Origin of the sequence: Acinetobacter sp. WU_MDCI_Abxe161, from assembly GCF_025514355.1 — a bacterium.
Lineage (GTDB): Bacteria > Pseudomonadota > Gammaproteobacteria > Pseudomonadales > Moraxellaceae > Acinetobacter > Acinetobacter pittii_E.
The window spans coordinates 73,511-99,530 of the sequence record NZ_JAHPTU010000003.1; the positions used below are offsets into that span (position 1 = coordinate 73,511).

The 26,020-nt window shown below is 36.6% G+C and carries 25 protein-coding genes and 1 other RNA gene; 7 read left to right on the top strand and 19 right to left on the bottom strand.

Translation table 11 applies throughout. The features are described 5' to 3' along the window. The first annotated feature begins 36 nt into the window (after positions 1-36). A complete protein-coding gene (locus tag KTI78_RS04115) occupies positions 37-1,491 on the top strand; it encodes a SulP family inorganic anion transporter (protein WP_262445295.1) in 1,455 nt (484 codons plus the stop codon). Positions 1,492-1,536: 45 nt separating this feature from the next. Here KTI78_RS04115 and KTI78_RS04120 read toward each other — a convergent pair whose 3' ends face one another. The 5 genes from KTI78_RS04120 to kynU form a co-directional block, all read right to left on the bottom strand. Continuing rightward, positions 1,537-2,715, bottom strand: a complete 1,179-nt coding sequence (locus KTI78_RS04120; protein ID WP_262445296.1) for a S8 family peptidase — start codon at positions 2,713-2,715, stop codon at positions 1,537-1,539. A gap of 557 nt (positions 2,716-3,272) precedes the next feature. Continuing rightward, entirely contained in the window at positions 3,273-3,554 is a 282-nt protein-coding gene (locus KTI78_RS04125) for a DUF6527 family protein (RefSeq protein WP_262445297.1), read from the bottom strand. 573 nt (positions 3,555-4,127) lie between these two features. Continuing rightward, on the bottom strand, positions 4,128-4,874 hold the full coding sequence (locus KTI78_RS04130) for an alpha/beta hydrolase (protein ID WP_262445298.1): 747 nt from the start codon (positions 4,872-4,874) through the stop codon (positions 4,128-4,130). Between the two features lie 7 nt (positions 4,875-4,881). Next, positions 4,882-6,288, bottom strand: a complete 1,407-nt coding sequence (locus tag KTI78_RS04135) for an amino acid permease (RefSeq protein WP_262445299.1) — start codon at positions 6,286-6,288, stop codon at positions 4,882-4,884. 40 nt (positions 6,289-6,328) lie between these two features. Further along, positions 6,329-7,579 (bottom strand): kynureninase, encoded by a 1,251-nt coding sequence (gene kynU, locus KTI78_RS04140; protein ID WP_239975397.1) that lies wholly within the window; start codon positions 7,577-7,579, stop codon positions 6,329-6,331. 147 nt (positions 7,580-7,726) lie between these two features. On the opposite strand from kynU, the gene gigD reads away from it, so the two are divergent. Then, a complete protein-coding gene (gene gigD, locus KTI78_RS04145; protein ID WP_004791887.1) occupies positions 7,727-8,176 on the top strand; it encodes an Lrp/AsnC family transcriptional regulator GigD in 450 nt (149 codons plus the stop codon). A gap of 311 nt (positions 8,177-8,487) precedes the next feature. Here gigD and KTI78_RS04150 read toward each other — a convergent pair whose 3' ends face one another. Further along, complete coding sequence (locus tag KTI78_RS04150) at positions 8,488-8,781, bottom strand: hypothetical protein (protein ID WP_224991569.1); 294 nt, start codon at positions 8,779-8,781, stop codon at positions 8,488-8,490. 425 nt (positions 8,782-9,206) lie between these two features. Between KTI78_RS04150 and KTI78_RS04155 the strand changes: the two genes are divergently transcribed. The 4 genes from KTI78_RS04155 (at position 9,207) to KTI78_RS04170 (ending at position 12,042) form a co-directional block, all read left to right on the top strand. Then, a complete protein-coding gene (locus tag KTI78_RS04155; protein WP_262445300.1) occupies positions 9,207-9,893 on the top strand; it encodes an HAD-IA family hydrolase in 687 nt (228 codons plus the stop codon). Further along, positions 9,877-10,305 (top strand): RNA-binding S4 domain-containing protein, encoded by a 429-nt coding sequence (locus tag KTI78_RS04160; protein ID WP_016140740.1) that lies wholly within the window; start codon positions 9,877-9,879, stop codon positions 10,303-10,305. The genes KTI78_RS04155 and KTI78_RS04160 overlap by 17 nt, the downstream gene beginning before the upstream one ends. 145 nt (positions 10,306-10,450) lie before the next feature. After that, positions 10,451-11,497 carry a recombinase RecA gene (gene recA, locus KTI78_RS04165; RefSeq protein WP_174726777.1) on the top strand — a complete coding sequence of 349 codons (1,047 nt, stop codon included), beginning with the start codon at positions 10,451-10,453 and terminating at the stop codon, positions 11,495-11,497. Positions 11,498-11,559: 62 nt separating this feature from the next. Beyond that, entirely contained in the window at positions 11,560-12,042 is a 483-nt protein-coding gene (locus tag KTI78_RS04170) for a regulatory protein RecX (protein WP_031948563.1), read from the top strand. Between the two features lie 13 nt (positions 12,043-12,055). Here the strand turns inward: KTI78_RS04170 and ffs are convergent. Further along, positions 12,056-12,152: signal recognition particle sRNA small type (ffs, locus tag KTI78_RS04175), an RNA gene on the bottom strand. 314 nt (positions 12,153-12,466) lie between these two features. Here ffs and KTI78_RS04180 point away from each other — a divergent pair. Continuing rightward, complete coding sequence (locus KTI78_RS04180) at positions 12,467-13,336, top strand: YbgF trimerization domain-containing protein (RefSeq protein WP_262445302.1); 870 nt, start codon at positions 12,467-12,469, stop codon at positions 13,334-13,336. Positions 13,337-13,393: 57 nt separating this feature from the next. Here the strand turns inward: KTI78_RS04180 and lpxA are convergent, their stop codons facing one another. From lpxA to rimO, 12 genes are all read right to left on the bottom strand, one after another. Then, a complete protein-coding gene (lpxA, locus tag KTI78_RS04185; protein ID WP_016140736.1) occupies positions 13,394-14,182 on the bottom strand; it encodes an acyl-ACP--UDP-N-acetylglucosamine O-acyltransferase in 789 nt (262 codons plus the stop codon). Next, entirely contained in the window at positions 14,179-14,664 is a 486-nt protein-coding gene (gene fabZ / locus KTI78_RS04190) for a 3-hydroxyacyl-ACP dehydratase FabZ (protein WP_002115603.1), read from the bottom strand. Before fabZ ends, lpxA begins: the two co-directional genes overlap by 4 nt. Positions 14,665-14,670: 6 nt before the next feature. After that, positions 14,671-15,741, bottom strand: coding sequence for a UDP-3-O-(3-hydroxymyristoyl)glucosamine N-acyltransferase (lpxD, locus tag KTI78_RS04195; RefSeq protein ID WP_016140735.1), 1,071 nt, complete (start codon positions 15,739-15,741; stop codon positions 14,671-14,673). Between the two features lie 4 nt (positions 15,742-15,745). Continuing rightward, positions 15,746-16,246 (bottom strand): OmpH family outer membrane protein, encoded by a 501-nt coding sequence (locus KTI78_RS04200; RefSeq protein ID WP_014206985.1) that lies wholly within the window; start codon positions 16,244-16,246, stop codon positions 15,746-15,748. A 41-nt stretch (positions 16,247-16,287) separates the two neighbouring features. Beyond that, a complete protein-coding gene (gene bamA / locus KTI78_RS04205) occupies positions 16,288-18,861 on the bottom strand; it encodes an outer membrane protein assembly factor BamA (protein WP_016140734.1) in 2,574 nt (857 codons plus the stop codon). A 37-nt stretch (positions 18,862-18,898) separates the two neighbouring features. Continuing rightward, entirely contained in the window at positions 18,899-20,254 is a 1,356-nt protein-coding gene (gene rseP, locus KTI78_RS04210; RefSeq protein WP_224991228.1) for an RIP metalloprotease RseP, read from the bottom strand. 1 nt (position 20,255) lies between these two features. Beyond that, on the bottom strand, positions 20,256-21,452 hold the full coding sequence (ispC, locus tag KTI78_RS04215) for a 1-deoxy-D-xylulose-5-phosphate reductoisomerase (RefSeq protein ID WP_262445303.1): 1,197 nt from the start codon (positions 21,450-21,452) through the stop codon (positions 20,256-20,258). After that, positions 21,453-22,277 (bottom strand): phosphatidate cytidylyltransferase, encoded by an 825-nt coding sequence (locus KTI78_RS04220; protein ID WP_262445304.1) that lies wholly within the window; start codon positions 22,275-22,277, stop codon positions 21,453-21,455. It abuts the gene before it with no gap. After that, positions 22,277-23,029 carry a polyprenyl diphosphate synthase gene (gene uppS / locus KTI78_RS04225; protein WP_016140730.1) on the bottom strand — a complete coding sequence of 251 codons (753 nt, stop codon included), beginning with the start codon at positions 23,027-23,029 and terminating at the stop codon, positions 22,277-22,279. Before uppS ends, KTI78_RS04220 begins: the two co-directional genes overlap by 1 nt. Positions 23,030-23,034: 5 nt before the next feature. After that, positions 23,035-23,589, bottom strand: coding sequence for a ribosome recycling factor (gene frr, locus KTI78_RS04230; RefSeq protein WP_016140729.1), 555 nt, complete (start codon positions 23,587-23,589; stop codon positions 23,035-23,037). 85 nt (positions 23,590-23,674) lie between these two features. After that, a complete protein-coding gene (gene pyrH, locus KTI78_RS04235) occupies positions 23,675-24,403 on the bottom strand; it encodes a UMP kinase (RefSeq protein ID WP_000852257.1) in 729 nt (242 codons plus the stop codon). Positions 24,404-24,453: 50 nt separating this feature from the next. After that, positions 24,454-25,797 carry a 30S ribosomal protein S12 methylthiotransferase RimO gene (rimO, locus tag KTI78_RS04240; protein WP_262445305.1) on the bottom strand — a complete coding sequence of 448 codons (1,344 nt, stop codon included), beginning with the start codon at positions 25,795-25,797 and terminating at the stop codon, positions 24,454-24,456. Positions 25,798-26,020: the final 223 nt, after the last annotated feature.

The window sequence follows — 26,020 nt, forward strand, 5'->3', positions numbered from 1 at the left end:
TAGCCTTTTCAAAATTTAGAACTTAGGCTATTTCTCATGTTAGCAAATGTCCGAGAACAATGGTTCTCTAATGTCCGCGCAGATATTCTTTCCGGTCTTGTTGTGGGTCTTGCTTTAATTCCAGAAGCAATTGCATTTTCAATTATTGCAGGTGTAGATCCAAAAGTTGGCCTATACGCCTCTTTTTGTATTGCCGTCATTATTTCTTTTGTCGGCGGTCGCCCGGCTATGATTTCGGCTGCTACGGGTGCCATGGCTTTAGTTATGACAACGCTCGTAAAGGAACATGGACTTCAATATTTATTTGCTGCAACGGTATTAACCGGTGTCATACAAATTTTGGCTGGATATTTTAAACTTGCCAAACTCATGCGTTTTGTTTCCAAGTCAGTTGTTATTGGATTCGTTAATGCCCTAGCCATACTCATCTTTATGGCTCAATTACCAGAATTAATAAGCGTGGCATGGCATGTCTACTTACTAGTAGCTATTGGTTTAGGAATTATTTATCTATTTCCCTATATTCCCAAAATTGGAAAATTCTTTCCTTCTCCCCTTATCTGTATTGTGGTAGTCACACTACTCGCTATTTTCTTAGGCTTTGATGTTCGAACGGTTGGTGATATGGGTTCACTACCCGACACTTTACCGATATTTCTAATTCCCGATATTCCTTTTAATTTAGAAACACTTCTGATTATTCTTCCATATTCTTTAGCTCTTGCTGCCGTTGGTCTACTTGAGTCAATGATGACGGCAACCATTGTTGATGAAATGACAGATACATCTAGTGATAAGTTTCAAGAGTGTAAAGGTCAAGGCATTGCGAATATCGCTTCGGGTTTTATGGGGGGTATGGCGGGTTGTGCCATGATTGGTCAATCAATGATTAATGTAAAATCGGGTGCCCGCACACGCTTATCCACTTTTTGTGCAGGTATATTCTTACTTATTCTCGTTGTATTTTTAAGTGACTGGTTAAAGGTTATTCCCATGGCCGCTCTGGTTGCCGTCATGATTATGGTATCGATTAGTACTTTTGAGTGGAGCTCACTGACTCAATTTAAAAATAATCCTAAAAGTAGTAATGTCGTTATGATCGCGACCGTTATTGTGGTGGTTGCTACACATAACTTAGCGTTAGGTGTATTAACTGGGGTATTACTTTCAGCACTTTTCTTAGCAAATAAACTTGAAAATGATATTCGTATAGAAACTTCATTCGAAGATCAAGCTCGTCTATACGAATTAAGAGGTCAAATATTTTTCAGTTCATCTGAAAAATTTATGCAAAGTTTTAACTTTAAAGAAGAAGTTAAAGAAGTCATTATTGATCTCACCCATTCTCATATTTGGGATGTGACTTCAGTTGCCATGCTAGATTCAGTAGTGAATAAATTTCAAAAGAATGGTATTAGGGTAACAGTTCGCGGTTTAAATGAAGCCAGCTCAATCATGATTGATAAATATGGTACTCATGCAAAAATTTAAGAAAGGTCCTTCGGGACCTTTTCTAATTTCAAGCCATGCTTCTTATTAAGGAGATTTATATAGCAACCGGTTTGGACTACCTGAAGGATTTTTTACTACATTACTACTTGCTTGATTTAAAAGATTAGTTGTAATTGTCTGAGGCGTAGCACTAGGTGTACTTTGTAACATTTGAGCAACTATACCTGCAGTATGAGGGGTAGCCATTGAGGTTCCATTTAAAACTTTAGTTGCTGTATTACTCCCAATCCAAGAAGAGTTAATCTGGCTTCCGGGCGCGAAAATATCAACACAGCTTCCATAATTAGAATAGCTGGCTCGAGTGTCTGTATTATCTGTAGCAGCAACAGTAATCGCCTTACTTACTCTGGCAGGAGAAGAACTACATGCATCTGTATTAGAGTTTCCTGCAGCCACAACCATCACATAACCATTATTAAATAAGTTTTCAACCGCACTATCTAAAGATGTACTTGCATCACCGCCTAATGACATATTCACGACAGCAGGCTTTTTACCATTCTTTAGTATCCAATCTAAACCCGCAATTACGTTACTCGAAGCACCAGATCCATCACATCCTAAAATTCGTATCGGTACCAAACTTACATTCTTAGCAACACCATAAGTACTGCCTCCCACTGTTCCTGCAACATGAGTACCATGACCATTACAATCCGTTGTGCCGTTTCCATCAGATATCGCGGTATAACCACTTAATACTCGTCCAGAGAACTGTTGATGTGTAGACAATATTCCTGTATCAACAATATAAGCTGTTGTACCTGAACCTGTCTGTAAGTATGAATAGGCTGAATTTAAAGGTAAGGTTTTCTGATCAATACGATCTAGTCCCCAATCTGGATTGCTTTGGGTAGTCGCATCAATTTTCATGATTGTGTCATTTTCTACTGAAAGGACATTTGGATTTTTTTTCATGGCTTCAACAAAAGCAGTCCCAGCAGCCTCAGGTAGGTAAACAGCAAACCCCTTAAATACAGTGTCATAAGTCTGCAATACCTTCCCACCATGTTGTTTAGCAAAATTTTGTGCAAAATCGTTAGAAGGACCAGCGTCTTTATTGAGAATAACAATGTATTGGTTTTTAATGATTCCTTTTGCTTGTGAAGAACTTAATACAGAATTTGTTGTAGCTGGTGCAGCATAAATTAAATGACTCACAGCTATCGTTAAAAGAAAACTCGAAACTTGGCAAAACTTCATAAAAAATCTCCATATCTTTTACTTCAGATATCGTTGTTATGATCAGTACAGTTTTTATATTGAGGGGGTAAATTTTTTAGAAAGGAATTTTTATTATATTCTCCATGTATTATGACCAAGTCATATTTTCATAAAACTTGGGTACATGCAATGCTCTTATCTTTTTTCAATTAAAATTGAGAACCAATTCAAATAAATCAATAAAGCAAAATTTTAGATTAGTTGGTTATTTACTCTTTTATCATTTAGATTAGGTAGGATGTATAATGTAAAAATATATAATCATTAAAAATAATATAAATGTAGAAATAATGAGATATGTGCCAGTCGTATTAAAGCTTTTTAAAAATTTCCAGATATCCATAAATAAACTATAAAACAGTATGTTATAGAAATTCTTGCAAATTTTAATATAGCCTTCAACTAAAAGAGATTTACATTTTTTTAAACTATAGATGTTCAATGCCAAATACGTAAAGATATATTGCATAAATACTACTTACTTAAAGTAGCGTACAGTCTTTAAAACATTGCAGTTAAAATAAATACTAAAATTATTATAATCTATAATTATTTAATTCTAGTTCTGGTAACTCAACCCTACATCCAGCTAAAGGATGTCTACAATTAAGACTATATTCAATAAAACCATCTCTAATAAAGTAATTACAACAGTCATTTATAGTTATGATTGAATCAAATGTAGGTTTTTCCAAGTTATTATTAAAATCCCATTGGCTTCCATTGGAGAAAGGATGATGTACAGGAATATAATGAAGGTATCCGCAACCAGGACACATATGTTTATACATACCTCCTTCAAAATATTGTATTTTCATAAAGGCTCCTTTATAAATAGAAAAACCAACTCATAAAAGCCGACTAAATTATTTAATTTAAAGTTATATATATTATTTAATTACCTACTCCAGCTTATTTTTTATATTTAATTTATCAAAACTATATGACAAATTCATGAAGATTTAACAAATTATATTTTTATTTTACTTAACTTATTAAATGACAATTCAATTTAAATAATAGAAATCCAATATAAAGTTATCTATTATTTAATTTAGTTTTATCTTATTAATTTATATTAATTATTAAATAGATATTAATTCATATCTAAGTACAAAACTTTGTCTACCTTATTGTTTTTAAAAATCAATAAAAAAGTCCGTATCTTGGGAAGCTACGGACTTGAAACTCAACTAAACAACAGCTAAACATTTTGCCGCTTAGTGAGAAAGCACTATCTTTTTAATCTAATTAAATTCTTTATTCAGGTCAATAAGAACACACCCTTTCTATAAAAAATACAGCAAGTTGTGAACTAACTCACATTTAGATCCTGATCGCTTAAGTTTATCATTTTATAAAATGATATCTTATATATTATTTTCAGATACCTAGCTTAATATATATCTAAAATAATGCTCTAAAATCGTATAATGATTGATATGAGGTATAAGCTTAAAAGATACTAGCTCCTGATCTCCTCCTTTTTTAATTTCAAAATAATTTTGGCTTTGCCATTTCAACTCATCAAGTTCCAGTTCACCACATAAAATTGAACATGGAATAGTAATTCGATCACTGTAATGAATAGGACTATATTTTAAAATATCTTCACTTAAAAGATTGAGAGCATGATTTAAATGGGTGCTTTGAATAGGTTCTAAATCATAAATTCCACTTAACAACACCATCTCAGAGATGATTGGATGGCCTAATGACAAAGCAGCTAGATTTGCCCCTGCCGAATGCCCAACCAAAATTACCTCGTCGGTTCGCCAGTCTTGCTCTCGAATAAAATCGAGAGCTTGATTAACTTGAGAAGTAATATCTGAGATTTTACTTTGTGGTGCCAGATCATATTCTAAAAGCACACACTGTGCGCCCTTGGCTAGAACATACGGTACGATAAATGCAAAATCTGACTTATCACACCATTGCCAATAGCCCCCATGAATAAAAATAACAGTCTTTTTCGCTTGCTCTAAAGGAAAGAAATCTAAAGTTGATCTTGGGTTCGGACCATACTGAATATCTGAGATATGGGTGAACTTTTGATAGCTAAGTAAACTTGTCTGTTGAAATCCAGCCAATATTTCATGTTCATTCGCTACAGTTCTAGCATTGTCATATAGTCTCATAGATTTCTCACTTCAATGATTCTTCATGAGCATTTAAAGCAAGCTTGGCTGATGATCGTTTTAAATAATAGAAAAACGTAAGCACAACAACTAATGGAATCCCAAATTGTAAAGTTGACTTGAACTCATTGGTAAACCATGTCGTGACGGTGATACTTAAAATTGCAATTAATCCCAACAGTGAAATTAACTGGCTCGCTGGAACCTTAAATTTTAATTTCTGTCCTTTCCGCGCCATATTTCTTCTAAAAAACATATGGGTAACAAAAATACTGCCCCAAGTGAACAACGCACCAAACATAGATAAAGCAATCATGATCGGGAAAGCAGAGCTCGGATTAATGGTATAAACAATACTCGCGATACCAATACCAACAGCTGACAATAACAATGCGTTAATTGGTACGCCATTGTGACTAATACGGCCGAATAGTTTTGGTGCATCACCTGCTCGTGACAAACTAAATAGCATACGTGTCGAGATATACAGCATACTATTCATGGCTGATAAGGCCGCAACAATTACAATAAAATTTAAAATACTATCTGCATATGGAATACCTACAATTTTCATCACCATCACAAAAGGACTAGTCGCGTCTGCTCCAATTAAAGTTGTCCAAGGAACAAGTGCCACTATGAGAAATAAAGACAGTAAATAAAATAGGATTAAGCGAATTGCAGTACTTTTAAAAGCTTTCCTAACCGCTCTTTCCGGATCTTTAGCCTCACCCGCTGCTACAGCGATCATTTCAATACTTAAATAGCTAAATATTGAAATGATTACCCCAATCCAGACTCCACTCAAACCATGAGGGAAAAAGCCCCCATGCTCGGTTAAATTAGAAACAACCTGAACTGCTCCTCCATGACTTTGAGTCAAAATACCAATTGCTAAAAGAATAAATACAATAATTGCAAAGACTTTTATGGTCGAAAACCAATATTCAACCAATCCAAAAGCTTTAACGCTATATGCATTAACCACAAGTAACGTCAGCGAAAAAAACGCAATCCAGACCCAAGAACCTACCTCTGGAAACCATAATTTCATATAGTCAGCAACTGCTGTAATTTCTGTACCGACCGCTAAGACAATACATGCCCAATAACAATAACGGACTAAAAATCCCGCAAGTGGACTTACATAATGCTCAGCATATGCTCCAAATGAGCCTGATGTAGGGTGCTGAACCGTCATCTCAGCCAAACAAGCCATAATAGCAAATGCGATTAAGCCGCCAATGGCATAACTCACAATGACAGCGGGACCAGCAAAGCTGATTGCAAACTTGCTTCCCATGAACAGCCCTGTACCAATCGCTCCACCAATTGCAATCATTCCCATCTGTTTTGCAGATAATTTCTTATGTAAACCCGCTTCTCGATTTTGTATCTCATCAAAACTGCTCATAGGCCCTCCTAGCCATTCTTCTGCTATTAACCTTTAATGATCAGGTCACTTCGCTGCGCACTAGATAACGCTCATTTTTCCATTCACTATTCAGCATAATTTGCTTAAGTTGTTGTACAGCATTCCAGATATCTTCAAATCCCAAATATAAAGGTGTAATTCCGAAACGTAATACTTCTGGCTCTCGGTAATCCCCAATCACACCACGAGCAATAAGTGCCTGAATAATTTCATAACCAAACTCATGTCTATAACTGACATGGCTGCCGCGATATTTATGGTTTAAAGGAGTAATGAGTTCAAAGCCAAACTGAGCACATTCTTGTTGAACAAGTTGAATAAACAAATCAGTTAATTTGAGTGATTTCTCACGTATTTGTTGCATATCAGCTTGTAAGAAAATATCGATACCACATTCAATTAGACTCATCGAAATGATGGGTTGAGTTCCACACAAATAACGACGAATGCTATTGGCTGGTTCATAGTGCTGAGCCATATCAAAAGGTTTTTTGTGCCCCCACCAGCCCGAGAGAGGTTGCCAGAACTGATCACGATGCTTTCGATTTACCCATAACAATGCTGGAGAACCTGGGCCGCCGTTTAAGTATTTGTAAGTACAACCAATCGCAAAATCACTGTTGCTTTGATTAAGATCCATAGGCACCGCACCAACCGAGTGACACAAATCCCAAATAATCAAAGCATCTTTAGCGTGAATTTGTTGATTAATAGACTCCATATCATAAAAATATCCAGTCCGATAATTCACATGAGAAAGAACAACCACAGCCACTTCTTTTGCCAAAACACGGGATAGATCATCTGCACCATCAATCAACTCAACTTGATAACCTTGATTAATCAAGTCTATAAAGCCTTCAATAATATAAATATCGGTTGGGAAGGCATCTTTTTCTGCAACAATAATTTTACGTTCCGGAAATTTTTCGGCTTGAATTTTTACCGCTGCCGATAAAACTTTAAATAAATTTAAGGTTGTTGAATCTGAAATAACCACTTCCCCTTTTTCGGCACCAATAAGCTGCGCGACTTTATCTCCGAGTCTAGTCGGTAGCCCCCACCAATCTGCTTTATTCCAACTATTAATGAGGTCTTCGCCCCACTCTTTCGCAATAATATGCTGAGCAACCTCTAATGATTTCTTTGGTCTTGCTCCCAAAGAATTCCCATCTAAATAAATGACGTTTTTTGGCAGTGCAAATTCATCTTTAAACTTTTTAAGTTCATCTTCCTGGTCCCAATAGAGGCATTGTTCGTGAGTAATCATTCGTTATTTCACCTATTTTCAACATTTCCTTTGTTTTTGAATTTTATCACGCCAATTCTTACGATTTATTCGATAATATTTGATTAAAATTTGCTATTTTCGTATAAAATTCGAATTAAAATTAAAAACCATGGATGAAATTCTAAAATGAATGTAGATGCGATTGATCTTAAAATTTTAAAATATTTGCAAGATAACGCTCGGTTAAGTAACCAAGAACTGGCCGATCTCGTTAACCTTTCGGCTTCAGCATGTCATCGACGAGTTAAAATTTTAGAAAGCAATGGTGTAATTGAAAAATATCAAGCCAAAGTTAACTATGAAAAATTAGGAATAAAAATTGAGGCAATTGTCGAAATAAAACTTGCCCAGCTAACTGAAAATGATCACAACTTCTTTTTAAGTCAGATCAAAAATTTTGATGAAGTCATTAATGCATATATTATTACGGGTGAGTCTAATTATGTTTTGCACGTTGCGACCAAAGACTTAAGTTCTTTTTCTCATTTTGTTATTAACACCTTAAATAAAATTAAAGGTGTAGTCAGTATCAATTCCAAGATTATTTTACAGAAGATTGTGCAAAAACCACTTTGATTTTCCTGATTTTTTACTAAAGAACCCTCTCATGATCGAAACTCAGCGTTTAATTCTAAGATAGTGAAAAGAGATTCTGAACCTTTTATAAAATAGGCTTAGATGAAGTTGTTATGCAGTTTTTCCCCAATCTTTTAATGCCCCTTCTCAAGCTGTAATGGAGCGGAGAGGAATGCAAATATTAAAAACTTTGCTCATCCAAGGTTCCTCTCCATCACTAATTAAAAATATATGTGTTATGTGAAATTATGAGCTCTTCATTTAATTTTTGATTTTTAAATTCAAAATTTTAAATTATTAATAAATATTTCTTACTCATCAAAATCATAGCCAACACAGGTAGAGCATTCCCAATATTCATGGATTTTAGTCGCGATATCTTCTTTCTCCATTGTTGTGAGTACATAAAAGAGCTTAGCCTCTTTATTTTTTCTTAATATTAATAAGTTGTAATAATCATACTCAGGACCATTAAGCCCTAATGTTGGCTGTGATTCACAGTGTTTCTCTGCTTTGTAGTGCCATTCAAGCTTATAAGTATCAAGGCCATCAGCAGCATTGATTACAATACCGTCATTGGCTCCGCCAATAAATCCAATTTTCATTGCTTTCTCTAAATTCTTATTAGGGGTAATTTTAAATATAACTTTAAACAAGTATGCTTCAATTTATAAAATGTATGTCAATACGTATCCTATGTAAGTAAAATTAACCATAAATATAAATGACACATAAAACTTCTAAATTTTGAAACTTTGTTCAACTAGTTTTATTCCACACACGAAAATTTTCTACTAAAAGTATTTATTATTTTTTTGTTTTGCAAAATTACAGGCTATAATTTTCAAATCATTTATCCTCCTTACCCATCACATTAATTTAATCTAAACAACTTTTGAAAAAATTAATGAGTGGAGTTTTAAATTAATTTTTTATATACCAAGCTTCTTTAATTTATGATTTTAAAAAAGATATATGGTAGATGTGTCTTAAAAAATTTGCTTTGAATGGTTTTGGAGATATTTAAAATATGTCTAAAATCGTAATGTTTGACATGGATGGAACTTTATTAGACCTCGCTTTTGATGATTTTATTTGGAATGAATGTCTTCCTAAGCGACATGCAGAGATACATCATCTTCCACTTGGTGAGAGCCAAAAAACCCTCTATCAGTTCTATCAATCACATAAGCATACACTTGTTTGGTATTCATCAGCTTATTGGACTAAAACCGTAGGCGTTGATGTACTCAAATTACAGCAAGAGTTTCAGAGCAAAATTCAAACTCGTTCTGGTTGTATTGAGCTTCTACAGCAACTGCAAGCTCAAGGATATAGTTGTTGGTTAGTTACAAATGCTGACCGTGCAAGCTTACGGTTAAAGCTTGATAATATTGCAATTGAACACTTCTTTGACGTAATCGTATCGAGTGAACAAATTGGTTATGCAAAAGAAGACATTTATTTTTGGCAAGAGCTCCAAAAATTGCACTCTTTTGATCCAGACTCAACAATTTTTATTGATGATACAGCTCCTGTACTAAAAACAGCTGAAAAATTTGGTATCAAGCACTTGTTTACTATCTTACAGCCCTCAAGTCTAAAGGATGTAAGAAAGCATGAGGATTTAGAGTATAAAGCGCTAGATCGACTTACAGAATTGCTGTCTATATTGAATCAAATTGATAGAAAGGATAATGATGTCAAAATTGCTTGAAAACGATGCTGTAGAGACCATGCGTGTCGACAAATGGTTATGGGCTGCTCGTTTTTTTAAAACTCGTTCAATTGCTAAAGCAGCGATCGAAGGAGGTAAAGTACATCACAATAATGAGCGTGTAAAAGTTTCAAAAGAAATTCGTGTCGGAATGGAACTTATTATTCAACAAGGTTTTGATAAAAAAACCGTTGTCGTAAAAGCGCTTTCGAATACACGTGGTCCAGCGCCAGTTGCCCAGCAACTTTATGAAGAAACAGAAGTAAGTATTGCTAGACGGGAGTTGATTGCATCCCAACGAAAATTGCATAATCTTGCTCGACCTGAAAATAGACCGAGTAAAAAGGATCGTCGTCAGATTAATCGCTTTAAACAGGAGAATGATCAACACTGGTCATATAGTGATGAATAAAAACGTCGAGTTGTGTCGCACACACACAGACAACACATAGAAGCTATAGAAAAAATCTGTCACTATTAGCCCTGTGAAACAAGTTGAGATTCAATGCATCCACTTGGGTTAAACGTGATGAACTTAGAGTATTGAGGTTTTTGAGATGGATGAGAATAAAAGCAAAGCATTACAAGCCGCGCTAAGTCAAATTGAAAAACAATTTGGCAAAAATACGGTGATGCGTCTCGGTGACAACACTGTTCAAGCTGTTGAAGCTGTATCTACAGGTTCTTTGACTTTAGATATTGCATTGGGGATTGGCGGTTTACCAAAAGGTCGTATCGTTGAGATTTATGGTCCAGAATCTTCTGGTAAAACCACAATGACTCTACAAGCGATTGCGCAATGTCAAAAAGCTGGTGGTACTTGTGCATTTATCGATGCAGAGCACGCATTAGATCCACAATATGCACGTAAACTCGGTGTGGACATTGATAATCTACTTGTATCACAGCCTGACAACGGTGAACAAGCTCTTGAAATTGCAGATATGCTAGTTCGCTCTGGCGCAATTGATTTAATCGTTGTCGACTCAGTTGCTGCACTTACTCCTAAAGCAGAAATTGAAGGCGAAATGGGCGACTCTCACATGGGTTTACAAGCTCGTTTAATGAGTCAGGCACTACGTAAAATTACGGGTAATGCTAAACGCTCAAACTGTATGGTTATTTTCATTAACCAGATCCGTATGAAAATTGGTGTAATGTTTGGTAGCCCTGAGACTACGACTGGTGGTAACGCATTGAAGTTCTATGCTTCTGTACGTTTAGATATCCGCCGTATTGGTCAAGTTAAAGAGGGTGATGAAATCATCGGCTCTGAAACTCGAGTTAAAGTTGTTAAAAACAAAATGGCTCCTCCTTTCAAAGAAGCTATTTTCCAAATCTTATACGGTAAAGGTACAAACCAGCTTGGCGAACTTGTAGATTTAGCTGTACAACAAGATATCGTGCAAAAAGCAGGTGCTTGGTATTCGTATCAAGGCAACAAAATTGGTCAAGGTAAAAACAACGTTATCCGCCACTTTGAAGAAAACCCTCAAATGGCCGGAGAGATTGAAAAAGTTATCCGTGAACAACTATTAACTACGGGTACTAATGGCGCTGTACAGGTCGAAGATGAAGAAGAAGATCTTCTATTAGAGTCTTAATCATTATCGCTCATTAGTCTTAAAAACGCCCTTCGGGGCGTTTTTTATAAGGAAACCTTAATATGTTCAAAAGATCAGAAGAACAGTCTCAACAACGTGCTTTGCTTACAGGTCAGCGTTTGCGCTCCTATGCTTTCGCGCTATTGACTCGTCGAGATTATTCAAAAGCAGAACTTACCGAAAAATTAAATCGTTATGCACAAAACCCAGAAGAGGTTAAGCAACTTGTTGAAGAGTTATCTGAACAAAACTATCAAAGTGACCAACGCGTTGCAGAACTGACATTGGCTAGCCAAATTCGAAAAGGTAAAGGCCCAAAACGTATTAAACAAGCGTTAAAAACAAAACAAATCGAAAATGATTTAATTGCAGACGAAATTCATAACATTGATTGGGTAGAACAGGCTTATCAGCTTAAAGTAAAGAAGTTTGGTGAAGAAGTAGAAAAAGATCCTAAACTTAAAGCAAAACAAATGAGATTTTTACAATATAGAGGATTTGATTTAGATGTAATTATTAAAGCAATCCAACGGAAAGTGGATTAAGGAATGGTGGCAGCCCCACTAGCAAAACTTCGGCACATCATAGATCTGCTACCGTTGCTACCTTCCGGTCCTGGCGGGGTTCACAGAGTACAATTGCGAAGCCACCAGCGGGGCTACCATTGCAAAACAGAGTATAGAGATTTTTAAAAGAGTTGCAAGCCTTCTTCTCATTTTTAAGCAAGTTTATGTTTCAATTGATTAATTCATCAGCAAAAATACATAAATTTCTAGAATTTCTAATCTTATATTCTTTCTTGATACTTATTTTTAATAAAATATGCTTGAAGATTGTAAACTATTCTTGCATTTATACTGTTAGCTGTTTTAATTGCAATGATCAATTAAAACCTTAGATAGCTAGCGTGAATAGTTTATATATTCCCTTCTCAAGTTGGCTTTTACATAAAATTATGGACCTATACTCATGCGATTGATGAAGCATTCTTTATTATTTATTGCCTTAATGAGCACTACTTCTCTCTATGCCAATATTCCAATTGAATCGCGCGGTTTAAGCCAAAGTGGCGGCAGCTCAACCACTACTGCATCTAGTAATTCTTCAGCTCCTAGTAATTTAAATTGGGAATTGATGCAAAAAAATCAACAATTAGAAAGTGATATACGCACTCTACGTGGACAATTAGAAGAACAATCCAACGATATTGAACAATTGAAAAAAGATTTAGCTAATCGCTATACTGATTTAGATCAACGTCTAGAGTTACTTAATCAAAAAGTAGATCCGGAAAGTGCAACGCCAGACAATACCGCAAATAGTGATGCTACAACTGCTGGAAGCACAGAAACCTCACCTACTGACAATAAAGCAGTAAATAGTACAGCTTCTACAAATCAAGTTGCCCCTTCCTCACCAACTCAAGTAACGCAACCTGTTCCATCGCCTGTACAAAATCAATCAAACCCTGTAGAACTTGAAAAAGCAGCTTATACGGTCGCTTTAGATGCCTATAAACAAGGCGGAGCAAAAAAAGCGATTGCTCCAATGCAAAACTTTATCAAAAATCATCCTAATAGCGTCTATACAGGGAATGCCTACTTTTGGTTAGCCGAGTTTAATTTAGCTACTGATCCAGTAAATTATAATGAAGCTAAAAAGAACTATAATGTAGTCGCTACGCAATACCCAAATTCTAGTAAAGCTCCTCGTGCCCTTTACCAACTCTACAGTATTGCCAAAGATGTCGATAAAAATACTGTTTCAGCAAATCAATATAAAGCTAAGATCTTAAGTCAGTATCCGAAATCTGAAGAAGCCAATTTTTTTAATAAATAAAAGTTTTTAAGAAAAAAGACACCGCTTATTGCGGTGTCTTTTTTATAATATCTTTGCTTAACGCACAATACCACGTTCTGACTGTTCAACAGAGTCAATTAACAATTGAGCTTCTGGAACATTCGGAAGGATATCATTTTTAATCTGCTCAACCGCTTGAACAGAAGTCAGGCCTGATTTAAAAATCAATTTATAAGCCTCTCTAAGACCTTGAATTGTATTTTTAGACCAACCCTTTCGGCGCATACCTTCAATATTGATACCAAATGCATGTGCTGGATTACCAGATGCCATAACATAAGCCGGCACATCTTTTAAGATTAAAGATGCTCCACCAACCATACTGTAAGAATCAATTTTACAGAATTGATGAATCCCAGAATTACCACCAATAATGACATGATCACCAATATGTACGTGTCCAGCAACGCCGACATTATTTGCGAAAATATTATGATCACCAACAACACAATCATGCGCAATATGCGTATTAACCATCAATAAGTTATGACTACCTATTTTAGTTAAAGCATTATCTTGTACAGTTCCTCTATGTAAACTGCAATGCTCACGAATTAAATTATGATCTCCAATCTCTAACCAAGTTTCTTCCCCTTGGTATTTCAAGTCTTGGCAAACTTCACCAACACTTGCGAATTGAAAAATCTCATTATTTTGACCAATTTTGGTAAAACCACCCACTACAACATGTGAATGTAATTTAGTACCAGCACCAATTGTCACATTTGGACCAATAATACAATAAGGTCCTATTTGGACATCTGGGGCAATCACTGCAGATGGATCAATAATGGCCGTAGAATGAATTAAATCGTGATTGCTCATGCCTGCTCTGTTTTTTGGTGTGAAATCATAATTTCAGCGGTTGTTGCTACAATACCGTCAACGGTAGCCGTACAGTTATATTTGTAGATACCGCGTTTTTGCATTACTAATTCAGATTTTAATACAAGTTGGTCGCCTGCAACTACTTGTTTTTTAAATCTAACCTTTTCTGCACCAGCAAAGAGGAATAAAGAACCTGGTTTTGGCGTCTCATTGTTCATAATAAAGCCTAGAACGCCTGAAACTTGAGCTAATGCTTCTACAATTAGTACACCTGGCATAATTGGATATTCAGGGAAATGTCCTTGCAAGAACTCTTCATTGATAGAAACATTTTTATAACCAACAATACTGTTGTCAGTTACTTCAGTCACACGATCAACCAATAAGAATGGGTAACGATGCGGCAAATATTGACGAATCGTTTGAATCTGCATTGGTAATTCAGGGATGGCAAATTTAGGTGTAGTTGACTCGGTCATAATATTCTATTTACGCAAATTAAAAGTTGATTCAAGAGACTCTATTTGAGCTTGTATATGATCAAGTCGTTTAGTGATTTGGGTCAATGGCACATCTGCTAATTGTCGCAAGCGTACAATCGTCTTTTTCCAATGACTATTTTCAAATAATCCAATTCCTGAAGAATAGGTACCAGCTTCAGAAATATTTTTTGTGACCATTGACATTCCTGTTAAAGTCACATTATCAGTGATTGAAAGGTGACCAGACACACCACAGGCGCCTGCAAGAATACAGTTTTTGCCAATTTTAGTGCTTCCTGCAATTCCACATTTAGCAGCAATAGCAGTATTTGAGCCAATATGAACGTTATGTGCAATTTGCACAAGGTTATCAATAATTACCCCATCTTCCAAAATTGTATTATCTAAAGCACCCCGATCAATACTACAATTTGAACCAATGCGAACATCATTACCAATAATAACTGAACCTAATTGTGCAATACGATGCCATTTACCTTGATATGGTGCAAAGCCGAAACCTTCACTACCAATTACAGTACTTGCATGGACTCGAACGCGGTCAAGTAATTTAGCCCCACCGGTAATAGTGACATGAGAATCAATAAAACAATCCTTTCCAATTTCAACATTATCATCCAGACGAGTATGAGACTGAATAATCGTGTTATCTCCTACTACACAATTTTCACCAATTACAACGTAATGGCCAATATATGCATTTTCAGAAATAATTGCAGAAGGATGAATTTGAGCAGTACTTTCAATACCTACTGATGTGATCTTTTTATCAAAAGCATGGGTAAGGATGGCAAAAGCTAAATAAGGATTATCAACAATAATAAAATTTTGTTTATCAGTAAGCTGTTCTTTAATTGAGTTTGTAACAATGTACGCACCCGCACGGCTAGCTTTTGCTTGATCGATATACTTTTCGCCATTCACGAAAGTAATATGAGAAGGTTCAGCATTCTCTAAACTTGCTAAGTTTATAAATTGAAGACTACCCGCACCAACTAACTCACCATTAACTAGGTGAGCTAGTTCATCTAAACGATAATGTTGCACTTTCATTAATTTATTTCATTGAATTAACCTTTTGTATCATTTTATCAGTTAAATCATATTTAGCGTCATAGGCAACGGTTGAATTTTTATTCAAAATGAAGTCAAGATTATTTTCTTTTCGTAATTGTTCAGCAGCTTGCTTCACACGGCTCTCAAAAGTTGAGTTCATTCCTTGCAAACTAGTTTGAACTTTAGACTGCAACCCTTGTTGAGTTGAATTAAATTCATTTAATTTTGACTGATATTGAGTTTGAAGCTTTTTAATATCATCTTCTTTCATTTTTTGGCCTTGTGTTTGGGCTTGACGCTGAAGACCTTCTAACTCTTTACCCAACTGCTCAAGGCGAGTAGTCGTTGGTTTAACAGATTGATTTAAACTTGCATTTTGTTGTTTTAAATAAGTACTGCTTTCAACAACTTTAGCAAGATCAATCACGCCATAACCAGCAGCATTCGTCATAGCAGAAACAGTAAGGCCTAACCCTAACATTAATATATTTAATTTTTTCATCTTCATTTGTGTCCTTATTTGATTGTTTAGTCAAGTCGTACTTAGAAAGTACGACCGATTTCAAACTGAATCTCTTTAGTTTCGTCACCAGGCTTATCATTTAACGGGAATGCATAGCTAAGAGATAATGGCCCAATCATGGTAATCCATGTGAAGCCTACACCTACGCTATAACGCATATTGCCTAAATCAAAACCGTAATTATCTTCACAGTATTTTTTAGCATTCGGAATTTCTTGGCCATTCATACGCATAGAATAGGAACCAACGTCACACTTAGTATCGAATACCTGACCACCTTCAGCAAAAAGAACTGGACGCACTTGACGAGTCCAATCTCCTTTGAAAGGTAACGGTAAAGCAAGCTCTGTACCAAATTGAACTAAAGCATTACCACCGACTTCTTCTGGAGAAGAATCATTTTTACCTTCTTCTTGTAAATTTACACTGGCATACTTAGGCCCCAAGGTACTGTTATCATAACCACGAACAGAACCGTAACCACCCGCATAGAAGTTTTTATAGAACGGCAAATCATTACCATAGCCAAGCTTACCATAACCACGTAATACAAAGCCTGAATTACTAATTGGCCAGAATGCCTGAGCATCATACGTTACCTTTTGGTATTCAACATCACTACCAGGCAAACCAATTTCAAGGCCAACTCGATGTGACATCCCAGAAGTTGGGAAAATTGGTCTATTTAAGGTGTTATATGACCAACCTAAATTCAAGTTATAAGTAAAGAACTCACCCTCAAAAGCATTGTCATAACTGGTAAGTCCTAACTCATTATTCTTCGAATCTACACATTTAGTAGCAAGATCATAACCTTCTGGCTTAGTAGTTGGAGGTGCGACTCCATTTGCCTTATCAATATCAGCTTGAGACTTATAATTTCCTGAACAGAACTCCCCCTTACCAGTTGACTTTCCACCATTTTTTAATAAGTAATCACGCACATAAGTTGATACAAACGCACCCGTAGTTACTTTGGTGTTATCAATACCAACCGAAGCACTTAAACTTTGATTTTCATCAATTGGATAACCAAAACTTAAACTACCACCGAAACTATCGGTAACATAGTTATTAACGTTATAGTCATCATTTAACTTTGTTTTACGGTAATAAACATTATAGCCGCGGCTTACCCCATCAATCGTAAAGTAAGGATCAGTTACACTTAAGTTATAGTAATCTTGAGTTTCAGAACGAGATAAATCGATCGAAACGCGGTTACCTGTTCCCATAAAGTTAGTTTGACTTAAACCGGCTTGGAACGTGATACCACCACTTTGTGAGTAACCTACAGCTAAGGTTGTAGTTCCCGAGTGTTGTTCTTCAACATTTACGTTTAAGTCCACCTGATCCGGTGAATTCGGGATACGAGCTGGTTTAATATCAACTGTTTTGAAGAATCCTGTACGCTCTAAACGTACTTTAGATAAATCAATTTTTTCATTACTCGCTAAAGCGCCTTCCATTTGACGCATTTCACGACGCAATACTTCATCGGCAGTTTTACTGTTACCTGTAAAATTAATACGACGTACAGTAACTTGCTGACCTGGGTTTACATAGTAATTTAAGTCAACAACACCCGTTTCATTATTAATTTGCGGAACAACGTTCACATCAGCAAAGTAATAACCAGCATTACCATATTTACGCAATAACAATTGCTTAACAGCATTTACTTTTTCTTGTGAATAAGTATCGCCATCTTTATAAATTTTTAAAGCTTGCAGTTCTTCAGGTTTATAAAGTGCGTCACCTAAAAACTTGGTTTGACCAAATTTGAACTGACTACCTTCCTCTACAGCAACTTCAATAAAGATATTCTTTTTATCTTCACTAATATTAAGCTGTGAGTTATTGATATGAAAATTGATATAACCTTTATTCAGATACATCGCACGCAAAGCTTCAAGGCTTGCTGCCATTTTCTCTCTAGCATAACGGTCATTACGGGTTACAACAGAAGCCCAACCACTTTCTTTAACTGCGAAAGCTTGTTTAATTTCGCTGTCTTTAAAAACAGTATTACCAATGATATTAATATTAAAAACTTTAGCAGCCGTACCTTCATTAAAATTTAATTTAAGTTCAACACGGTTATTTGGACGAGCAATAGTATCAATAGTTACATCAGCATCATAACGGCCTTGCTGTGTATATTGCTGCTCTAATTCAGTTTCAATTGTTTGTAAAGCTGACTTCTTAAAAACTTCGCCTTCAGCAATGCCCATTTTTTTGAGGCCTTGCTCTAAAGCCTCTTTAGGAATAAGTTTGTTACCCTTAAATTCGAGTTTTGAAATAATTGGGCGCTCTACGACATTAAAAACTAAAGTGTCGTTGTCTCTTGAGGCTTTAATATCGTCAAAAAGTCCAGTGGCATACAATGTTCGAATTGCTTCTGCGATCATCGGTTCATTAACGCGATCGCCACTGTTGATTGGCAACATGGTAGAAACATTTGCAGGAGTAAGACGAACCAATCCATCTATACGAATATCTCGAACAACGAAATCATCAGCTGCATATGCTTGTTGTACCGCTGCCATAGCGCTAACAAGTGCCAAAGGCATTAAAAAATGTGTGTGCCGCATGCCAGTTTTTTCCAGTAAGTTATAAATCCATATACGTTTACAAACGCATAAAATCGTTAAATAAAGCTAAAAGCATCATACTACCGAGCAGTACCATACCAATTTTTAGACCAAACATTTGTATTTGTTCAGAAACAGGCTTACCACGAATAGCCTCAATAATGTAATAAACAAGATGACCACCATCTAGCATTGGAATTGGCAATAAATTTAAAATTCCAAGACTTACACTCATTAAAGCCATAAATGAGATGAAAGTCTGCCATCCCATTTCTGCACTTTGTCCCGCTACTTTCGCGATTGTAATTGGTCCAGAAAGATTCTCTAAGCCAATTAAACCCTTAACCATTTTTACTATCGAACTCAATATCATGCTAGAGATTTGGCCAGTCTTATCTAACGACATCTCGAAAGCTTGTATTGGAGTATATTGAATTGTTTGCTTATATTCGTCAGGAATTGTAATTTTTCCTGCATCACTTTTTACGCCTAAAACCCCGCTCACTTGTCCCATGTTGTCACGCTTTCCTTGAGGCATGACTTGCAAATGAACGAGTTGACCATTACGCAACACATCAATACTGAGCAATTTTTCTGGTGAGTGTTGTACAACTTCTACCACATCAAACCAGTCTTTCATCGCTTGACCATTAATAGATACAATACGATCACCGACTTTCATTCCTTGTCGAATTGCTGCTCCATCTGCAGTCAACTCAGTTACAACAGCTGGAATAACAGGACGATATGGTAAAAAGCCTAATACATCTAAAGCTGATTCATTCTGATTTTTCAAAAAGTCTTTAATCGGCAAAACAATATTTTTTTCAGTGCCTGCACGGTCTACATCAAGATTTAGGCTACCAGTTTCACCCACACGGTCAATCAAAGCAAAGTTAAGTTTTTCCCAAGTTTGCGTTTCCTTTCCGTCAACAGCAATAATCTTGTCACCTACTTGCAGTTGGGCAGTTGCTGCTGGCGAGTTTGGTATAACTTTACCTACTCTCGTATTTAGTTGTTCTTGTGCTGGTAAAAATAGAATCCAGAAAAGTAAAACAGCAAAAATCAAATTAATTAAAGGTCCGGCCGCAACAATTGCTATACGTTTCCATGGTTTTTGACGGTTAAACGCATAAGGTAAATCTTGCTCTGCAACATTACCTTCTCGCTCATCGAGCATTTTTACGTAACCGCCTAAAGGTAAAGCTGAAAGTTGATATTTAATTCCAGATTTTTTTGATGTCCATTTGAGTAATGTTGGACCAAAACCAATCGAATATACTAAAACCTTAACGCCAAGTTTTCGCGCCACCCAATAATGACCGAACTCATGAATTGCAATTAATGGACCGAGCAAGAGAGCTGCTGCTGCAATCATAAATAATGCGCTCATTTCAGCCTCCTATACTTGATATATACTGCTGTGCTACATGTCGCGCTACTTCATCTTTATTTAAAATAGACTCGATATTATCAGCAACTGAGTTTTCCAATTTTTGCAAAGTATGCTCTACCACTTGTGGGATATTTGTAAATCCAATCTGTTCCTTTAAAAATGCAGCGACAGCAATCTCATTTGCAGCATTTAAAATAGTGGGTGCCAACCCTCCTGCACGCATTGCCTGTCGTGCCAAGTCAAGTGCAGGAAATTTCTGAATATCCGGTGCCTGAAAATTAAGTTGAGAATACTCAAATAAATCTAAAGCAGGAACGTTAGTCTGTAAACGCTCTGGCCATGCTAATGCATGAGCAATCGGAGTACACATATCTGGATTACCCATTTGCGCTAATGTTGAACCATCAACATATTGCACCATAGAATGAATAATACTTTGTGGATGAACAACAACTGTAACAAAATGTTCAGATATTGAAAACAAATGACATGCCTCAATTAACTCCAACCCTTTATTCATAAGAGTAGCTGAGTCAACTGAGATTTTCCGCCCCATAGACCAGTTCGGATGCTTACAGGCTTGCTGTGGGGTAACTTTTTCTAGTTGTTCTAACGAATGATTTAGAAATGGGCCACCTGAAGCGGTCAATAAGATTCTTGATACGCCCTGTTGCGGCTGTCCATTTCTTTCAGCCTCTAAATAATTATGAGGTAATGATTGGAAAATAGCGTTATGTTCTGAATCTACAGGTAATAATAATGCCTGATGATCACGTGCTGCTTGCATCATGATTTCACCAGACATTACCAAAGCTTCTTTGTTAGCTAGCAAAACGCGTTTACCAGCTTTTACAGCCGCTAATGTTGGCAATAAACCCGCTGCACCAACAATCGCAGCCATAACCACATCAACATCAGGGTGAGATGCGATACTTACCAACCCTTCCTGATCAGTCAAAATCTCAATATTTCGTAATTCATTTTCTACAAATAAAGCTGCTAATTCATCGACTTTTTGTTTTGGAACAACTACAACTTTTGGTTGGAATTGTTTACATATATCAACCAATTCAGAAATTCGACTATGAGCCGAAACTGCAAATACTGAATACTTATCAGGATGTTGATTTAAAATTTTTAAGGTACTTTGCCCAATGGAACCGGTTACACCCAATATGCAAACAGATTGTGTCATTTATAAATCTACACCAATAAGTTTTAATATATACATTCCCGTTGCAAAAATCGGGGCTGCAGCAAGTAAAGAATCAATACGATCTAAGACACCACCATGACCAGGTAGCACACGTCCAGAATCTTTAATACCAGCACGTCGTTTAATCATTGACTCAAATAAATCACCCAAAACTGAACCAAATACTGTAATCAGTGACAATACAAGAAATAGAATTTGCTGGATTAAAGTTAAATTTAAATAATTATATTGCACAACTAACATAACCAATATAGTGGTGATAATACCACCATATAACCCTTCTACTGATTTGTTCGGACTTACGGTTGGAGCTAACTTTCTTTTACCAAATTTACGACCAACAAAATAAGCACCACTATCTGCGCCCCACACAAGCAAGAACAGATACATTAACCACCATGGTGAACTTTGCCACACGACAAAAATTGAAGTTACTGCAGCACAGACTAAAATTATGCCAATTACATACAAAGTCGCGTTATACCAACCATCAAATTCAGGAAAAGACTTGACCCAATAAACGCTTACAAGCCAAGTCAAAATTGAGGCAGACCACAACAATAAGGCAATATCATGGAAAAATAAGGCAACACCTGAAACGAATGCAACAAGCAGACCGTAGCACCAAGCTTTAGGCTTTACAGCATTTACAGTTTCACGAGGCATTAATTTATACCATTCATACCCCGCAACCCCTGCTGCTACAATCATAAGAACCAACATTGGATAATGTGATTGCGTAGCAAACATACAGCCTAAAACAACTGCGACAAGTACCAATGCGGTAACAATCCGCTCTAACATTATAAGTTCTCTATTTTCTCTTGCTGAATTTGTTCAGATGTTTTGCCAAAACGACGCTCACGCCCTGAAAAAACATTCAATGCATGATCGAATTCTTGTACTGTAAATTCTGGCCATAAAGTATCAGTAAAATACAGCTCCGCATACGCTGCTTGCCATAACAAAAAGTTAGATATGCGATAATCTCCACCTGTACGGATCAATAAGTCCACAGCTGGCAGATCGTTTAGACTGACATATTTTTCGAACAAATCAACATTTATTTGATCAGCACCAAATTCACCACGAGAAACTGCTTCAGCAACTTGTTTTGCTGCATTTGCAATATCCCACATCCCACCATAGCTCACGGCAATAGTTAAGGTCATAGTGTCATGATGTGCTGTTTGTTGCTCTGCATCTTCCATTAAGGCAACTAAGTGTGAAGGTAATCGAGAACGATCACCGATAAAACGCAAAGCAATATTGAATTTCTTCATGCGAGGTATTTGCTCATGAATAGTTTCTTCAAGAAGCTTCATAAGCAGATCGACTTCAAATTGTGGTCGATTCCAATTTTCGCTTGAAAATGCAAAAACCGTTAAAGCACGAATACCCGTTTTTTTACAATGTTCAACGATAGGATCAAGAACATTTTTACCCTCTCGATGTCCATCGCCTTTTTGCATTTGATTTTTTTTTGCAAAGCGGTTGTTGCCATCCATGATGATGGCAACATGCTTAGGAAGATGATACTCTTCTGAATCGGTCATAAAATTTAGACCTTCATCAATTCTGCTTCTTTCGCTGCAAGACGTTTGTCTACTTCTGCAACATATTTATCTGTAATTTTCTGAATATCCTCACCTGCACGGCGCTCATCATCTTCAGAAATTTCTTTTTCTTTCAATAGCGCTTTAATATCACCTAACACATCACGGCGAATATTACGAATAGCAACTTTTGCATTTTCAGCTTCACTACGTGCAACTTTTTGCATGTCACGACGTGTTTCTTCAGTTAATGCAGGTAAAGGGACACGAATTGAATCTGCCGTAATCGGGTTTAAACCAAGATCGCTTTCACGGATTGCCTTATCAATAGCAGATACCATAGTACGTTCAAATGGTTGAACAACAAGCGTACGAGAATCTTCAATACCTACGTTTGCTACTTGATTTAAAGGCACATCAGAACCGTAGTAAGGAACCATCACACCATTTAAAATTGATGGGTGTGCACGGCCGGTACGAACTTTAGCAAACCCTTGTTCCAAAGAATCAAGAGTTTTTAACATACGCTGTTCGCTGTCTTTTTTCAGATCGTTAATCATATGATCTACCTTACTTATTTATTCAAGAATGTATTTAACAAATTTAATTTAGCGCTAGTATAAAGAGCTTTCAACAACACGTACATTATTTAGTAACGCGTGTACCCTCTTTTTCGCCCATTACTACTGACAATAGCGCACCTGATTTATTCATATCAAAAACTTGTAGCGGCACATTATGGTCACGACATAAACAAATAGCTGTCAAATCCATAACACCAAGCTTTTCATCTAATACCTGATCAAAAGTTAAATGATCGTATTTAACTGCGTCTTCGTATTTACTTGGATCTTTATTATATACGCCATCTACTTTGGTTGCTTTTAGAATTAAATTCGCTTCAATTTCAATTCCGCGCAAGCATGCTGCTGTATCAGTTGTAAAGAATGGATTTCCTGTACCAGCAACAAAAACACAAACTTCACCCTGACTCAAATGACGAATCGCATCACGACTTGAATAAGATTCTACAACCGTACCAATTGGTAATGCAGACATAAGACGAGTTCTGATATTACGGCGAACCAATGCATCACGCATAGCCAAACCGTTCATTACCGTTGCAAGCATCCCCATTTGATCGCCAGTAACACGACCAACTAAGCCATCTTTTTGCAACTGACTGCCACGGTACAAGTTACCGCCACCAACAACGATACCCACTTGCACGCCCAAACCAACTAAGTGAGCAATTGAAAGGGACATTTGATCAAGAACTTGGGCATCAATACCCATATCTTTATTACCTGACAATGCCTCACCAGATAGTTTTAATAAAATGCGTGAATAACGGGGGCTAATTGTTTCCGCCATGAGTTTGCTCCAAAACCTCTTAAACTGAATGCTTTTTGAATCGTTATCGATTAGACCGACTTAATTTTAATTAACTTTGCAAATAAATCGTATTCATCCGCATCGGTGATTTCGACTTCCAACATATCGCCTGGTTGAATAGTGCTCTTATCGATATCTTCTACAAAGACATTACCGTCAATTTCCGGAGCATCCGCATAAGAACGTGCAACAGCAACAGGATATTCATCTTCCAAACTATCGACTAATACAGTCATCGTTTGACCAATACGTTTTTGCAACTTGGCAGCAGAAATTTGTTGCTGCACTTGCATAAAGCGCTCGTAACGCTCTTGCTTAACTTCTTCAGGCACATGATCGGGTAAATCATTTGCCGTAGCGCCTTCTACTGGTGAGTAGGTAAAGCAGCCTACACGATCAAGTTCAGCTTCAACTAACCAATCGAGTAATATTTGAAAATCTTCTTCAGTTTCGCCAGGGAAACCCACCACAAATGTAGAGCGAATCACAAGTTCAGGGCATTTTTCACGCCACAATTTAATTTTTTCTAGTGTATTTTCACTGTGAGCTGGACGCTTCATTAACTTAAGAATGCGCGGGCTTGCGTGTTGGAATGGAATATCAAGATAAGGCAGGATTTTACCTTGTGCCATTAAGTCAATAACTGCATCGACATGTGGATATGGATAAACATAATGTAAGCGCACCCAGATGCCAAGTTGGCCTAGTGCTTCACACATATCAAAGAATTTTGTTTTAACAGGTTGGCCATTCCAGAAATCAAGCTTATATTTGGTATCTACACCATAAGCTGATGTGTCTTGAGAAATAACCAAAATTTCTTTAACACCTGCTCTTTTAAGCGCAGCAGCTTCCTCCAGTACACTTCCGACTGGACGAGAAACAAGATCGCCACGCATACTTGGAATAATACAGAAGGTACAACGATGGTTACAGCCTTCAGATATTTTTAAGTAAGCATAATGTTTAGGTGTTAAACGAATTCCCTGTTCAGGAACCAAATCAACAAACGGGTTATGTTTAGGCGGTGCTGGCACATATTCATGCACAGCTTCCATCACATCTTGATAAGCTGCTGCACCAGTAACCTTTAAAACGTTTGGATGCATTTGACGAATTTTATCTTCGTCTTTACCTAAGCATCCAGTAACGATTACTCGACCATTTTCACTCATGGCCTCGCCAATTGCATCTAGCGACTCTTGTACCGCAGATTCAATAAAACCACAGGTATTAACAACTACTAAATCAGCACCATCATAATCTGATGCAACTTGATAACCTTCAGTCTTTAACTGAGTTAAAATTCGTTCAGAATCTACCAATGCCTTAGGACAACCTAAAGAAACAAAACCGACTTTGGGGGTCTTCATGAATCTGCGCTCCACTTGAATGCGCGTATTGTATGTCTTTTCTTGCCTCAAGCATAGGTGGAAAGCCTACTCTTTGTGTAATGCACCAAAATACGACCAACATTTGCACCAAAACTCACCTTTGCACCAAGTTGGTTCATGTTATTATCTATTTTTAAGCCATCAGTTTTGATCAATAGATATAAAGACCGATTTCAGCGCGTTTTTAAATACCTTAAAACTT

Coding starts and splice junctions, on each gene's coding strand:
- KTI78_RS04115 (WP_262445295.1), top strand. CDS start 37: ATGTTAGCAAATGTCCGAGAACAATGGTTCTCTAATGTCCGCGCAGAT.
- KTI78_RS04120 (WP_262445296.1), bottom strand. CDS start 2,715: ATGAAGTTTTGCCAAGTTTCGAGTTTTCTTTTAACGATAGCTGTGAGT.
- KTI78_RS04125 (WP_262445297.1), bottom strand. CDS start 3,554: ATGAAAATACAATATTTTGAAGGAGGTATGTATAAACATATGTGTCCT.
- KTI78_RS04130 (WP_262445298.1), bottom strand. CDS start 4,874: ATGAGACTATATGACAATGCTAGAACTGTAGCGAATGAACATGAAATA.
- KTI78_RS04135 (WP_262445299.1), bottom strand. CDS start 6,288: ATGAGCAGTTTTGATGAGATACAAAATCGAGAAGCGGGTTTACATAAG.
- kynU (WP_239975397.1), bottom strand. CDS start 7,579: ATGATTACTCACGAACAATGCCTCTATTGGGACCAGGAAGATGAACTT.
- gigD (WP_004791887.1), top strand. CDS start 7,727: ATGAATGTAGATGCGATTGATCTTAAAATTTTAAAATATTTGCAAGAT.
- KTI78_RS04150 (WP_224991569.1), bottom strand. CDS start 8,781: ATGAAAATTGGATTTATTGGCGGAGCCAATGACGGTATTGTAATCAAT.
- KTI78_RS04155 (WP_262445300.1), top strand. CDS start 9,207: ATGTCTAAAATCGTAATGTTTGACATGGATGGAACTTTATTAGACCTC.
- KTI78_RS04160 (WP_016140740.1), top strand. CDS start 9,877: ATGTCAAAATTGCTTGAAAACGATGCTGTAGAGACCATGCGTGTCGAC.
- recA (WP_174726777.1), top strand. CDS start 10,451: ATGGATGAGAATAAAAGCAAAGCATTACAAGCCGCGCTAAGTCAAATT.
- KTI78_RS04170 (WP_031948563.1), top strand. CDS start 11,560: ATGTTCAAAAGATCAGAAGAACAGTCTCAACAACGTGCTTTGCTTACA.
- KTI78_RS04180 (WP_262445302.1), top strand. CDS start 12,467: ATGCGATTGATGAAGCATTCTTTATTATTTATTGCCTTAATGAGCACT.
- lpxA (WP_016140736.1), bottom strand. CDS start 14,182: ATGAGCAATCACGATTTAATTCATTCTACGGCCATTATTGATCCATCT.
- fabZ (WP_002115603.1), bottom strand. CDS start 14,664: ATGACCGAGTCAACTACACCTAAATTTGCCATCCCTGAATTACCAATG.
- lpxD (WP_016140735.1), bottom strand. CDS start 15,741: ATGAAAGTGCAACATTATCGTTTAGATGAACTAGCTCACCTAGTTAAT.
- KTI78_RS04200 (WP_014206985.1), bottom strand. CDS start 16,246: ATGAAAAAATTAAATATATTAATGTTAGGGTTAGGCCTTACTGTTTCT.
- bamA (WP_016140734.1), bottom strand. CDS start 18,861: ATGCGGCACACACATTTTTTAATGCCTTTGGCACTTGTTAGCGCTATG.
- rseP (WP_224991228.1), bottom strand. CDS start 20,254: ATGAGCGCATTATTTATGATTGCAGCAGCAGCTCTCTTGCTCGGTCCA.
- ispC (WP_262445303.1), bottom strand. CDS start 21,452: ATGACACAATCTGTTTGCATATTGGGTGTAACCGGTTCCATTGGGCAA.
- KTI78_RS04220 (WP_262445304.1), bottom strand. CDS start 22,277: ATGTTAGAGCGGATTGTTACCGCATTGGTACTTGTCGCAGTTGTTTTA.
- uppS (WP_016140730.1), bottom strand. CDS start 23,029: ATGACCGATTCAGAAGAGTATCATCTTCCTAAGCATGTTGCCATCATC.
- frr (WP_016140729.1), bottom strand. CDS start 23,589: ATGATTAACGATCTGAAAAAAGACAGCGAACAGCGTATGTTAAAAACT.
- pyrH (WP_000852257.1), bottom strand. CDS start 24,403: ATGGCGGAAACAATTAGCCCCCGTTATTCACGCATTTTATTAAAACTA.
- rimO (WP_262445305.1), bottom strand. CDS start 25,797: ATGAAGACCCCCAAAGTCGGTTTTGTTTCTTTAGGTTGTCCTAAGGCA.